Origin of the sequence: Comamonas sp. UBA7840, assembly GCF_002501455.1 — a bacterium.
GTDB lineage: Bacteria > Pseudomonadota > Gammaproteobacteria > Burkholderiales > Burkholderiaceae_C > Comamonas > Comamonas jiangduensis.
The window spans coordinates 159,598-172,344 of the sequence record NZ_DLTI01000023.1 but is presented as its reverse complement, the minus strand read 5'-3'; the positions used below and the strand labels follow the sequence as shown (position 1 = coordinate 172,344).

Below are 12,747 nucleotides of genomic sequence, written 5' to 3'. Positions count from 1 at the left end.
TTCTGGATGGAAATCAACACCTGCGTCTTATTTCTCATTCGCACGGCGGTAATCAATTGGCGGTTTCAGTATTTGATATACGCATGGAGGACTTCGGTCCACCCTTGGACGCAGCAACGCCTGGTATCAAAAAAATGAAACCGGTTACCGAACGCATTGGAAAAGCACCTCCAGCGGGGCTTGCGCGTAAATAAGCTCCAAATTCAGATTCCAGTCCGACTTAACCACTCCAACTTGACATGCCTATGGACATGCTGCCGGTCAGACCTAATGCCTGCTTTCGCCTATGGATTCAGTTGTCTAGGTCTTCATACAACGTGGTCGAAAAGGTTCGAACTACTGCACGCATAGGCGAGAAATATTTAATCTAGATTTCGCAGACCATCGCAGCAGTTGTGAGTTGCAATAAAAAAGCCGCTTTATGCGGCTTTTTTATTGGTCAGGAAATGATGATGTCATAGTGAATCTTTGGGATTCCCATCAAATGAAAATCCCAGCTATTACTTACCAAAATCCCAGTTATTCCATCCACCTACAACACGTTTAGACATCAATGTTGCCAGCACGCAGGGCATTGTTTTCGATGAAATTGCGGCGGGGTTCCACTTCATCGCCCATCAGCATGGTGAACACGCGGTCGGCCTCGATAGCATCGCCAATTTGCACCTGCAGCAGGCTGCGCACTTTGGGGTCCATGGTGGTTTCCCACAGCTGCTCGGGGTTCATTTCACCCAGGCCCTTATAGCGCTGGCGGCCGGTGGTGCGTTCGGCTTCACTGATCAGCCACTGCATGGCCTGGCGGAAGTCGCTCACTTTTTCGGTCTTGGCCTTTTCGCCTTCGCCACGGGTGACCTTGGCGCCTTCGGCCAGCAGCCCGGCAAAGTGCTCGGCCTCTGCCGACAGCGCGGCGTAGTCTTGGCTGCGCACAAAGTCTTGCGTGAGGATGGAGCTCTTGATGTTGCCGTGGTGGTGGCGGCTGATGCGCAAGATGGGGTTCTCGCTCACCGGGTCGATTTCGGCCGTCACTGCAGCAGGCACGCCGGTGGTGGTCAGCTCGCGCAGCTTGGCTTCCAGGATAGGGGCGCAGGCCTTGGCATCGTCCAAGGAGTCGAGCGTGATCTTGACGCCGTCAGCAATCGCGCGCAGGGCTTCTGCGTCCATGAAGTTGGATAGACGCTCAATCACGGTTTCGGCAGCCAGGTGCATGTCGGCCAGCTTGGACAGCTCTTGCGCTTCAATGGTCCGCGGATTGGCACCACCGGTAGCCACCGAGGCGTGGTTCAGCGCAATCTTGAGCAGGTACTTGTTCAGCGCAGGGCCGTCTTTGAGGTACAACTCTTCCTTGCCATTCTTGACCTTGTACAGCGGTGGCTGAGCGATGTAGATGTGGCCGCGCTCGACCAGTTCGGGCATCTGGCGGTAAAAGAACGTCAGCAGCAGCGTGCGGATGTGCGCACCGTCCACGTCCGCGTCGGTCATGATGATGATGCGGTGGTAGCGCAGCTTGTCGGGGTTGTAGTCGTCCGAGTTGCTCTTGCCCGAATCGGCGCTCACCTTGCCAATGCCGGTGCCCAGCGCCGTAATCAGGGTGATGATTTCCTGGCTGGACAGCAGCTTTTCGTAGCGGGCTTTTTCCACGTTCAAGATCTTGCCGCGCAGGGGCAGGATGGCTTGGAACTTGCGGTCGCGGCCCTGCTTGGCAGAGCCACCGGCAGAGTCACCCTCCACTATGTAAATTTCGCACAGCGCGGGGTCTTTTTCCTGGCAGTCGGCCAGCTTGCCGGGCAGGCCCATGCCGTCCAGCACACCCTTGCGGCGCGTCATTTCGCGGGCCTTGCGCGCGGCTTCACGGGCGCGCGCGGCTTCGATGATCTTGCCGGTCAGGATCTTGGCGTCGTTGGGGTTTTCTTCCAGGTAGTCGGTCAGCAGCTTACCCACGATGTCTTCCACGGGGGCGCGCACTTCGGAGCTGACCAGCTTGTCCTTGGTCTGGCTGGAGAATTTGGGCTCCGGCACTTTCACGGACAGCACGGCACACAGGCCTTCACGCATGTCGTCACCGCTGACTTCAACCTTGGCCTTCTTGGCCAGTTCGTGGTCGGCAATGTATTTGCCGATCACGCGGGTCATGGCTGCGCGCAGGCCGGTCAGGTGGGTGCCGCCGTCGCGCTGCGGGATGTTGTTGGTGAAGCACAGCACCTGTTCGGCATAGCTGTCGTTCCACTGCATGGCCACTTCCACACCGATTTCGGTGCCGGGAATGCCGCCATAGCTGTCCGCAGGGCGTGTGCCGGTAGCGTAGAAGGTGGTGGGGTGCAGCACCTTCTTGGCGCCGTTGATGAACTCGACAAAGCCCTTGACGCCGCCGGCGCCGGAGAAGTCGTCTTCCTTGCCGTCGCGCTCGTCCTTGAGGCGAATACGCACGCCGTTATTCAGGAACGAGAGTTCGCGCAGGCGCTTGGCCAGAATTTCGTAACGGAACTCGAAGTTTTCTTTGAAGATTTCCTGGTCGGGCAAAAAGTGCACCTTGGTGCCGCGCTTGTCGGTCTCGCCGATGACGCGCATGGGCGAGGTCTCGAAGCCGTCGACCACCTCTATCAGGCGGTTTTGCACAAAGCCGCGCGAAAAGTCGATTTCATGCACCTTGCCGTCGCGGCGCACGGTCAGCTTCAGCCAGATGGACAGCGCGTTCACGCAGGACACACCCACGCCGTGCAGACCGCCGGAGACCTTGTAGCTGTTCTGGTTGAACTTGCCGCCCGCGTGCAGCTCGGTCAGCGCGATTTCAGCGGCCGAGCGCTTGGGCTCGTGCTTGTCGTCCATCTTCACGCCGGTGGGAATGCCACGGCCGTTGTCAATGACTGACAGCGAACCATCGGCGTGGATGGTGACCAGAATGTCATCGCAGTGGCCAGCCAGTGCTTCGTCGATGGAGTTGTCTACCACCTCGAACACCAGGTGGTGCAAGCCGGTGCCATCGGACGTGTCGCCAATGTACATACCGGGGCGCTTGCGCACGGCCTCCAGGCCTTCCAAAATTTGGATGGCGCCTTCGCCGTAACCCGTGTCTGCGGGTGCGTTGCTCTGGTTTTCTGGCTGGATCTGGTCGGTCATGAAGTTGCCTTGCTGCTGCAATAACAAGAGCTTTGAGCGCTTGTATTACCTAGGAAATACCAATAATTCGTTGTGAAAAGCACTGCTAACAAGCGTTAGCAGCTACTTTTTTAATAGGGCAGGCTAACACGCCTGCCCTCAGGGCGCACCCGTCAGACGTTAGATGCGCATGGGCATGACGACGTACTTGAAGTTGTCGTTGCCGGGAATGGTGACCAGCGCGGAGCTGTTGCTGTCGGCCAGGTCAATCTTGACCATGTCTTGCGACATATTGGACAGCACGTCCAGCAGGTAAGTCACGTTAAAACCGATATCGATCAGGTCGCCGCCGTAGTCGATGTCCAGCTCGTCCACCGCTTCTTCCTGGTCGGCGTTGTTGGACGCCACACGCAGCGTGCCTGGCTCAATCGTCAGGCGCACGCCCTTGAACTTGTCGCTGGTCATGATGGCCGTGCGCTGCAGCGAGGCCAGCAGTGGCGCGCGGCCCAGCGTGATGCTGTTGTGGTGGTTGCGCGGAATGACGCGGTTGTAGTCGGGGAACTTGCCCTCGACCAGCTTGGTCACGAACTCCATGCCGGCAAAGGTGAACTTGGCCTGGTTGTTGGCAAACTGCATCTCGATGCGGGGGGAGTTCTCGCCGCCCACGTCGGACAGCAGGCGCTGCAGTTCCAGCACGGTCTTGCGCGGCAGTATGACTTCTTGCTTTTCGCCCACGTCCACATCCAGCTCGGCGCTGGCAAACGCCAGGCGGTGGCCGTCGGTGGCCACCAGGCTCAGCGTGTTGCCCTCGGCCACAAATAAAATGCCGTTCAGGTAGTAGCGGATGTCTTGCACGGCCATGGCAAACGAGACCTGGCCCATCAAGTCTTTCAGCACCTTTTGCGGCACGCTGAAGGCGGGGCCAAAGTTGGCGGCTTCCTGCACCAGCGGGAAGTCTTCGGCAGGCAGGGTCTGCAGCGTGAAGCGGCTCTTGCCGCCCTTCAAGATCATCTTGGACTGCTGCGACTCCAGGGCTACGGTCTGGTCGCCGGGCATGGTCTTCAAAATGTCGATCAGCTTGCGCGCACCGATGGTGGTGGCGAAGTCACCGGTGTCACCGCCCAGTTCGGCCGTGGTGCGGATTTGGATTTCCAGGTCGCTGGTGGTGAGCTGGATGGCGTTGCCGGTCTTTTTGATCAGCACGTTCGCCAAAATAGGCAAGGTGTGGCGGCGTTCAACAATGCCGGACACCGATTGCAGGACCGCGAGAACTTTGTCTTGTGTGGCTTTCAGGACGATCATGTCAACCTCTGAGTTTCAGGATTCGGGTCTCTTTGTAGTTTGGGCAGCGGCGCAACCTTAACGCCCCCTCGTGCTACGCAAACTCCCTCATTTTGCCCGGTCAAGCGGGGCTGGGCGAGGGGAAATTCCCACGGCATCTGGATCAACCTTTGAGCGTTTGCTCCAGCACATGCAATTGCTGGTTCAGCTCGGTCAGCTGCTGGCGCTCGGCAGCAATCTTGCGCACCGCGTGCAGCACCGTGGTGTGGTCGCGACCGCCAAACAGCTCGCCAATTTCCGGCAGACTTTTTTGCGTCAATTCCTTGGCCAAATACATGGCGATCTGGCGCGGACGGGCAATCGACGCGGGGCGCTTCTTGCTGTACATGTCGGCGACCTTGATCTTGTAGTAGTCGGCCACGGTTTTTTGGATGTTCTCCACGCTGATCTGGCGGTTTTGAATCGACAGCAGATCGCGCAGCGCCTCGCGCGCCAGCTGGATGGAGACTTCCTTTTGGTTAAAGCGCGAATAAGCAAGAATCTTGCGCAGCGCGCCTTCCAGCTCACGCACGTTGGAGCGCACGTTTTTAGCCACAAAGAAGGCAACTTCTTCAGGCATTTCGGCGTTCTCGGCGCGTGCCTTGTTAATCAGAATCGCCACGCGCATTTCCAGCTCGGGCGGCTCGATCGCCACCGTCAGGCCCGAGTCAAAGCGCGAGACCAGGCGCTCGTGGATGTTGGTCAGACCCTTGGGATAGGTGTCTGACGTCATCACGATGTGGCTCTTTTTGGCCAGCAGCGCTTCAAAGGCGTTGAAGAACTCTTCCTGCGTACGGTCTTTGTTGGCAAAGAACTGGACGTCATCGATCAACAAAAGATCGAGCGAGTGGTAGCGCTCTTTGAACTCGTCAAATGTGCGGCGCTGGTAGGCTTTAACCACATCCGAAACGAATTGTTCAGCGTGGATGTAGAGAACCTTGGCGTCTGGCTTGTCTTTGAGCAACTGGTTGCCCACGGCGTGCACCAAGTGGGTTTTACCCAGACCGACGCCGCCGTAGATAAACAGCGGGTTGTACAGATGGCCCGGTGATCCCGCTACGTGCATGGCCGCCGAGCGTGCCATGCGGTTGGCCGTGCCTTCCACCAGTGTTTCAAACGTCAGGGCGGCATTCAGGCGGTTGCGAAAAGCGGGGGGGGCAGCCTCTCCAGAGCCCGCGTTCACAGGCATCAGCGTAGGAGCCTCTGCGGGGCTGCTGCGCTCGGATTGCATGGGGCGAATATAGGTTCTGACAACGCTTTCGCGCTGAGCGAGTGCTAACTCCAGTGCAACAGGGTGGCCGTACAAATCTTCCAGCAAACCCGAGATGCGGGCAGCGTACTGGGCGCGTATCCAATCGAGCTTGAAGCGGTTGGCCACATATACCGTCACCTTGGAAAAGTCTTCGGCCACGACGGCGGTCAAAGGCTTGATCCAGGTGTTGAACTGTTGTTCGGGCAGGTCTTGGCTGAGCTGCTCAACGCAGGCAAGCCATAGGCCCAGACCTGCATCGTTGGAGGGTTCCTCTGTCATTTCAATGGGTGCGCTTTTTGTGGATAGGAGGAACGTGAATGGGGCTGTGATTGTAGCTTTTCAAAAAGTTATCCACAAATTTGTGGCGCTTTTCCATCACGGTTTCACAGGGTGTGTATTTTGGCCCATGTTTAGAGGGGCATTGCAAGAGGGGCGTAACACTGAGATAATTTCGGGTTTCCCTGAATGTGTTCAGGGTGATAAGCCCCGCGCGAAGCTTTTATTTGCGGCAGCTGGCCAATGGTCGGCTGCGTTTGCAGGCATGCTTGGCGGGGGAAATTTGGGCAGTGTGCACTCATGCGGAGTGCATGGGCCAGTAAAAAACTGAACCTTCTCAAGGAACGAACATGAAGCGTACATACCAACCCTCCAAGACCAAGCGCGCTCGCACCCACGGTTTCCTGGTGCGCATGAAGACCAAGGGCGGCCGTGCCGTGATCAACGCACGTCGCGCCAAGGGCCGCAAGCGTCTGGCCGTCTAAGGCAGGCTCGCTTGGCCGACTGCCTGACACCATCTCCTGCAACCAGGCGGGGTGTGCTGTGATGCAACGGCTACAAACGCGCCCCCAATTTCAGGCAACCATGTCCGGGGGAACCATTTCCCGGACGCCGCACTTTGCGCTGCACCGTTTGGTGCTGAGCAGTGCGGATGTTGTCAAGGACGCTGAGCCAACAGGGCCCGGTGCAACGCTCTCTGAGCAAGCACCGCAGGCCCTGTTTGTCGTGCCCGGGTGCCAAGCACCGCAAGTGTGGCTGGGTGCGCTGGTGCCCAAGCGCTGGGCCAAGCGTTCAGTAACGCGTCACACCATCAAGCGGCAGATTTATGCCGTTGCCAGCGAATTTGACGCCCCGCTACAGGCTTTGCCGCCTGCGGCGTATGTGGTGCGCCTGCGCGCCGGGTTTGACCGCAAGCAGTTCATCAGTGCGACGTCAGAGCCGCTCAAGCGTGCTGTGCGTGCCGAATTGCAGCAACTCTTGGCGCATGCCACGCGGCGTAAAAGCCCGAAGCCAGTGGCGCCAGCCGAACTTGCACCGCCTTCTGTCGCAGCTTTAGAAGGCGCGGGATAAGCCCATGGTGAAAGCCCTGCTCATGGCCTTGGTGCGTGGCTATCGCTTTTTTTTGAGTCCGTGGCTGGGCTCTGCTTGCCGTTTTGAACCAACCTGTTCGGCCTACTCTCTGAAGGCTTTAGAGCAGCACGGCGCAGCGGCCGGCACGTATTTGACACTGCGGCGACTGGTACGCTGTCATCCGTGGTGTGATGGCGGGCATGATCCTGTGCCTGACAAAGCGCCCAAGCTGTTTACCGGTTTGACCTCCTCTTCCTCACCAAAGAAGTCTTCATGAACGACATTCGCCGCACCATCCTGTGGGTGATATTTGGCTTTTCCATGGTTTTGCTGTGGGACCAATGGCAAATCCACAATGGCAAACAAGCCACGTTCTTCCCATCGGCGCCCAAGACGGTGGCAACGACAGCGCCTGCTGACAAGCAGCCTGCCGATATGCCCGATGCCCTGACGGCCGCAACGCCTGCTGCTTCTGCCAGCGATGTTCCCGGCGCGGCAGAAGCCGCTCCGGTGGCCCGCGAAACCATCACCGTCACCACCGACGTGATGCGCCTGACCTTTGATGGCCAAGGCGGCGCGCTGGTACACGCTGAGCTGCTCAAGTACGGCAGCGATGCCGACAAGTCCAAGCCCTTTGTGCTGTTCGACGAAAGCGCCGAGCGTGTGTACATGGCCCAGACGGGGCTGATTGGTGGCAACTACCCCAACCACAAGACCGTGATGAACGTGCTGCCCGGTGAGCGTGCGCTCAAGGACGGCGACAACGAGTTGCAAGTGCGTTTTGAATCGCCCGTGCAAGACGGCGTGAAACTGGTCAAGACGTTCACGCTCAAGCGTGGTGCCTACGACATCGGCGTGAAGCACGAAGTGGTGAACGCTGGCACTGCCGCCATCACCCCCCAGCTGTACCTGCAGCTGCTGCGTGATGGCAATGCGCTGGACGGCGGCAATGCCTTCTATTCCACCTTTACCGGCCCGGCGATCTATACCGACACTGGCAAGTACCAGAAGGTGGAGTTCAAGAACATCGACAAGGACAAGGCCGAGTTTGAAAAGACCGCCACCAGCGGCTACGTCGCCATGGTGCAGCACTACTTTGCCTCTGCCTGGTTGCTGGGCGATGGCATCCAGCGCGACAACTACGCGCGCAAGGTGGGCGACAACCTGTACGCCGCCGGCATGATTACCCCCGTGGGTACGCTGCAGCCTGGTGAAACCAAGGTGCTGGACGCCCGCTTGTTTGCCGGCCCGCAGCTGGAAAAAACGCTGGAAGCCCTGGCCCCCGGCCTGGAGCTGGTCAAGGACTACGGCTGGCTGACCATCCTGGCCAAACCCCTGTACTGGCTGCTGGACAAAATCCACGGCATCCTGGGCAACTGGGGCTGGTCCATCGTCGGTCTGGTGCTGTTCCTGAAGATCTTGTTCTACTGGTTGAACGCCAAGGCCTACGCCTCGATGGCCAAGATGAAGGCCATCAACCCCAAGATCATGGAGATGCGTGAGCGCCTGAAGGGCAACCCGCAGCAGATGCAGCAGGAGATGATGCGTATCTACCGTGAGGAGAAGGTCAACCCCATGGGCGGTTGCTTCCCCATCATGATCCAGATCCCCGTGTTCATCGCGCTGTACTGGGTGCTGCTGTCGTCGGTGGAAATCCGCCACGCGCCCTGGATTTTGTGGATCACCGACCTGTCGGCCAAGGACCCCTTCTTCATCCTGCCGCTGCTGATGACCCTGTCTTCGCTGCTGCAAACCGCGTTGAACCCTGTGCCACCCGATCCGATGCAGGCCAAGATGATGTGGTTCATGCCCCTGATCTTCAGCGTCATGTTCTTCATGTTCCCGGCTGGTCTGGTGCTGTACTGGCTGACCAACAACATCTTGTCGATTGCCCAGCAGTGGGTCATCAACACCCGCATGGGCGTGCCACCGCAGTTCAACCTGCCTAGCTTCAAGAAGGCCGACGCTGCTGTGACAGACGTCAAAGCCAAGAAGAAGTAAGCCGCGGCTTACTCCATCCCTCAAAGGCCGCATCTGCGGCCTTTGATGTTTCCAGAGAGAATTTTTTAAAAACAAGAGCGCTTTGCGCTTGCCAATGCATCGTTTGACGAGGATTGGTGCAGCAATGCCTTTTTTGGCAGACGCCAAGCGCTCCTGTTTTTGAAGTCTGTGTGTATTTGCCCGTGGCTATCATGGGCAGTCAGTTGTTCATCCAAGGATATAAGCCATGCTCGCGCGCCAAACCGATCCCATCGTTGCCATTGCCACCGCCCCCGGGCGCGGTGCCGTGGGCATTGTGCGCGTATCGGGCAAGCAGATTGCGGGCTTTGTGCGCCACTTGCTGGGCAAAGACCTGAAGCCGCGCGAAGCGACTTACCTGCCGTTCAAAGACGCCAAGGGTGCGCCGATTGACCACGGCTTGGCCATCTACTTTCCCGGCCCGAACAGCTATACCGGCGAAGACGTGCTGGAGTTGCAGGCCCACGGTGGCCCTGTGGTGCTGCAACTGCTGCTGGCGCGCTGTCTGGAAGCCGCGCAAGAGGGCAATGGCCTGCCCAGCCTGCGTCTGGCCGAGCCTGGTGAGTTCACCCAGCGTGCCTTCATGAACGACAAAATCGATCTGGCGCAGGCCGAGGCGATTGCCGATTTGATCGACGCCAGCACCGAGGCCGCGGCGCGCAGCGCCAGCCGCTCGCTGTCAGGCGACTTCTCGCGCGAGATTGGCGAGCTGCGCGAAGCGCTGGTGCACCTGCGCATGCTGGTGGAGGCCACGCTGGATTTCCCCGAGGAAGAAATCGACTTCCTGCAAAAAGCCGATGCCTATGGCCAGCTGGATGCGCTGCGCGACCAGCTGGGCCAGGTGCTGGCGCGCACCCAGCAGGGCGCGCTGCTGCGCGAAGGCATCAAGGTGGTGATCGCCGGCCAGCCCAATGCTGGCAAAAGCTCGCTGCTGAACGCGCTGGCGGGGGCTGAGCTGGCCATCGTTACCCCGATCGCCGGCACCACGCGCGACAAGGTGCAGCAGACCATCCAGATCGACGGTGTGCCGCTGCACGTGATTGACACCGCCGGTCTGCGCGAGAGCGACGACGAGGTGGAGCGCATCGGCATTGCCCGTGCCTGGGATGAGATTGCCGCCGCCGATGCCGTGCTGTTCCTGCACGACCTCTCGCGCATGGCCGAGGCCGGTTACGTGACCGACGATCTGGAGATTGCGCACACGCTGGCCGCACGGATTGCGCCGAACATTCCCGTCATCGACCTGTGGAACAAGACCGACCTAGCCGCACCCGGTGCGCAGATGCAGCCGCTGGCGCCGTTGGTGGGCCGCAAGGGGACGGAGCAAAGCCTGAGCCTGTCGGCGCGCACGGGTGAGGGGTTGGACGCCGTGCGCCAGCGCCTGCTGCAGGTGGCGGGTTGGCAGTCGGCGGCCGAAGGCCTGTACATTGCCCGCGCGCGCCATGTAGAAGCGCTGCAGGCCGTGGGCGCGCATCTGCAAGAAGCGCACGACCAGCTCAACGTACCTGGCCCGGCGCTGGACATCCTGGCTGAAGAGTTGCGCCTGGCGCAGACGGCGCTGAACAGCATCACGGGTGAATTCACCTCCGACGACTTGCTGGGCGTGATTTTTTCTAGCTTCTGTATTGGGAAATAAAACGCAGAACTTATAAAAACATAGCGCCTTACGATTATGAAAAAAGGACTTCAAAGTAAAAACGCTTTGAAGTCCTTTTACTTTTTGCGCTAGCTGATCACTTTTTCTGGTTTTGTGGCAGCAGCTGGTTGTGCAAAATGCGGCGGATTTCCACGATGGCACGTGGGTGTTCCTGCACGCTGTGGCTGAACGGCACGATCAGCTCTGAGGCGGCACCGTCCAAATGCGCGCTGCGGTACGGCACGATGCCATCGCTGCTGGCTTGCAGCGGCACGTTGGGGGTGTAGTTGCCAATGATGGAGTGGTAGCGCACGCCGGGGGCAATCGGCAGGTCGGCCGCCAGGCGCACGTAGTCGTCCGTATCGCTGAGGTTGTCGATGCTGTTGGGAATGCGCAGCAGCGACTGCTTGCCAATGCGCGGCGAGGCATTGGCGATGGCGCGCGTGATGTCGCCAAACTGCTCCACCATGGAAAACGGCAAGGTGATGAGGTTGGACACCCAGCGCGCAATGCGGTGGTTGGCAAAGTCGGTGCCGCGGTGCGGGGCGGCAATAAAGATGGCGCTGCTGACCTGGGGCAGGGCCTCAAACTCCAGATAGGGGCGCAACTTGGCGCGCAGCGCTTTGTCATCGGCCGCTTGTGCGCCGACGCTCTTTTCGACGGAAGCCAGCATTTGCCCCTCGGTGTTGCTGACCAGCAAGCGCGCGAGCACGCCGCCCATGCTGTGCCCAACCAGCGTGAGGTCGTGCGACGCCCGCGCCGTGCCTTGCGGGTCAAAGTGCTGCAGCGTGCGTTGCAGCGCCTGGCGAATGGCGTAGTTGTTCAGCGCCAGCGGGGCATTGGTGGGGTAGTAAACCTGCCAGATTTGGTAGTTGCGGCGCAGGGTTTCATCGCCCAGTACCTCATTGGCCACGTTGATCCAGGCCTCCGGGCTGCTGGCCAGGCCATGCAGCATGACGATGGTGCGGCGGTTGGGGTCATAGGGCTGCATCAAGTAGATGGTGGGTTTGACAATCCCGTTGCTCAAGCCCACCAAGGTGCGCAGCGCTTGGGTGGAAAACCCTGAGCGCGCCAGCCACAGCCCGTAGCCCGATGAAAAATTGCCCGCCAGTGGCACTGCGGTGTTGCCCATGTCCACCTGGCGCACCCGGTAGGGGTCAAACGCCTGCAACTGCACAACGTTGGTCGACAGCACCTCTTGCAGGGTGTTGCCCGCAAAACGCAGCACCACCGTCAAGGCCGGGAAAAGCGATTCTTGGAAAGGGGCCTGCGGTGGCCCGGCGATGGCACTGTCCGCGGCCATCGCAATGCCGGGGTGAGATGGTACGTTGTCCTGAAACACGGCCACCAGCTCTGCGCCAAAGCCGTTGCGGCGGTACTGGTTGCGCAGGCCCGAAAAGCGCAGCGAGGTCGCCGGAATCAGCTCCTGCGGAATGCTTTTGTTGGCGGGCAGCCACACCCCAGAAAAGTCGGTGCTGATGTGCCAGTTGCCAAAGCGCTCTATCTGGGCGGTGTCGTTGTGCTGCCGCAGGGCAAACATGCCGGTGACGGCTTGTTGCACCGCATGGTTGTAATAGTCACGCACCTGAATCTGGCGGTCTTCAAAAGCGCGGTCACTGGGCTTGCGTTCGGTAAAGAAGAAGTAGGCCCAGGCATGGCGTGCGGCTTCCAGCCACGCCTGTACTTCGTCGGCGGTGCGTGTGCCCGGCAAAGAGGGCGCTTGCTGGGCCTTGCGGGCCTGCAGCGTCCACAGCTCTGCCAACGAAGCCATGCGCTGCTCGGCGTACAAGCCCGTGGCAGACGACAGGGTGTAGTGGCACATGGGCACATCGGCCAAGCAGGATTTGGGGTCCAGATCCAGCACGCGCAGCGATTCCTGGGTGGCCGGGCTGAGCTCGCCCGACGTCAGCACATCACTGCGGCGTTCGGCCAGGTAGTGGGCGGGGTCTGCAGTTTGTACAGTGACCCCTGCGCAGCCTGTCAGCAGGGCTGCCAGCAGAGGAAATGTCCAACGAAAGCGCGAAAACAACGTCATAGGCCGCGAGTGTAGAGCGCAGGCGGTGTCCGCGCTGACACGCCC

Annotated in this window: 9 protein-coding genes and 1 pseudogene; 6 read left to right on the top strand and 4 right to left on the bottom strand. The window is 59.7% G+C overall.

The features are described 5' to 3' along the window. Positions 1-194, top strand: a pseudogene (locus tag B3R00_RS08805) (hypothetical protein); the annotation flags it as partial. Between the two features lie 349 nt (positions 195-543). Here the strand turns inward: B3R00_RS08805 and gyrB are convergent. From gyrB to dnaA, 3 genes are all read right to left on the bottom strand, one after another. Then, positions 544-3,114 carry a DNA topoisomerase (ATP-hydrolyzing) subunit B gene (gyrB, locus tag B3R00_RS08800; RefSeq protein ID WP_286998684.1) on the bottom strand — a complete coding sequence of 857 codons (2,571 nt, stop codon included), beginning with the start codon at positions 3,112-3,114 and terminating at the stop codon, positions 544-546. A 159-nt stretch (positions 3,115-3,273) separates the two neighbouring features. Then, on the bottom strand, positions 3,274-4,395 hold the full coding sequence (dnaN, locus tag B3R00_RS08795) for a DNA polymerase III subunit beta (RefSeq protein WP_219163353.1): 1,122 nt from the start codon (positions 4,393-4,395) through the stop codon (positions 3,274-3,276). Between the two features lie 142 nt (positions 4,396-4,537). After that, positions 4,538-5,944: a chromosomal replication initiator protein DnaA gene (dnaA, locus tag B3R00_RS08790; protein WP_286998683.1), complete on the bottom strand. Its 1,407-nt coding sequence runs from the start codon at positions 5,942-5,944 to the stop codon at positions 4,538-4,540. 347 nt (positions 5,945-6,291) lie between these two features. On the opposite strand from dnaA, the gene rpmH reads away from it, so the two are divergent. The 5 genes from rpmH (at position 6,292) to mnmE (ending at position 10,667) form a co-directional block, all read left to right on the top strand. Then, positions 6,292-6,426 carry a 50S ribosomal protein L34 gene (gene rpmH, locus B3R00_RS08785; protein WP_042412105.1) on the top strand — a complete coding sequence of 45 codons (135 nt, stop codon included), beginning with the start codon at positions 6,292-6,294 and terminating at the stop codon, positions 6,424-6,426. 61 nt (positions 6,427-6,487) lie between these two features. Continuing rightward, positions 6,488-7,012 (top strand): ribonuclease P protein component, encoded by a 525-nt coding sequence (locus B3R00_RS08780; protein ID WP_286998682.1) that lies wholly within the window; start codon positions 6,488-6,490, stop codon positions 7,010-7,012. A gap of 4 nt (positions 7,013-7,016) precedes the next feature. Then, entirely contained in the window at positions 7,017-7,289 is a 273-nt protein-coding gene (yidD, locus tag B3R00_RS08775; protein ID WP_219163350.1) for a membrane protein insertion efficiency factor YidD, read from the top strand. After that, complete coding sequence (yidC, locus tag B3R00_RS08770; protein ID WP_286998681.1) at positions 7,286-9,013, top strand: membrane protein insertase YidC; 1,728 nt, start codon at positions 7,286-7,288, stop codon at positions 9,011-9,013. Before yidD ends, yidC begins: the two co-directional genes overlap by 4 nt. Positions 9,014-9,239: 226 nt before the next feature. Further along, positions 9,240-10,667 (top strand): tRNA uridine-5-carboxymethylaminomethyl(34) synthesis GTPase MnmE, encoded by a 1,428-nt coding sequence (gene mnmE, locus B3R00_RS08765; protein ID WP_286998680.1) that lies wholly within the window; start codon positions 9,240-9,242, stop codon positions 10,665-10,667. A 97-nt stretch (positions 10,668-10,764) separates the two neighbouring features. On the opposite strand, the gene B3R00_RS08760 is transcribed toward mnmE, so the two are convergent. Then, complete coding sequence (locus B3R00_RS08760) at positions 10,765-12,702, bottom strand: esterase/lipase family protein (protein WP_286998679.1); 1,938 nt, start codon at positions 12,700-12,702, stop codon at positions 10,765-10,767. Positions 12,703-12,747: the final 45 nt, after the last annotated feature.

Coding starts and splice junctions, on each gene's coding strand:
- mnmE (WP_286998680.1), top strand. CDS start 9,240: ATGCTCGCGCGCCAAACCGATCCCATCGTTGCCATTGCCACCGCCCCC.
- dnaN (WP_219163353.1), bottom strand. CDS start 4,395: ATGATCGTCCTGAAAGCCACACAAGACAAAGTTCTCGCGGTCCTGCAA.
- B3R00_RS08780 (WP_286998682.1), top strand. CDS start 6,488: ATGCAACGGCTACAAACGCGCCCCCAATTTCAGGCAACCATGTCCGGG.
- yidC (WP_286998681.1), top strand. CDS start 7,286: ATGAACGACATTCGCCGCACCATCCTGTGGGTGATATTTGGCTTTTCC.
- B3R00_RS08760 (WP_286998679.1), bottom strand. CDS start 12,702: ATGACGTTGTTTTCGCGCTTTCGTTGGACATTTCCTCTGCTGGCAGCC.
- rpmH (WP_042412105.1), top strand. CDS start 6,292: ATGAAGCGTACATACCAACCCTCCAAGACCAAGCGCGCTCGCACCCAC.
- gyrB (WP_286998684.1), bottom strand. CDS start 3,114: ATGACCGACCAGATCCAGCCAGAAAACCAGAGCAACGCACCCGCAGAC.
- dnaA (WP_286998683.1), bottom strand. CDS start 5,944: ATGACAGAGGAACCCTCCAACGATGCAGGTCTGGGCCTATGGCTTGCC.
- yidD (WP_219163350.1), top strand. CDS start 7,017: ATGGTGAAAGCCCTGCTCATGGCCTTGGTGCGTGGCTATCGCTTTTTT.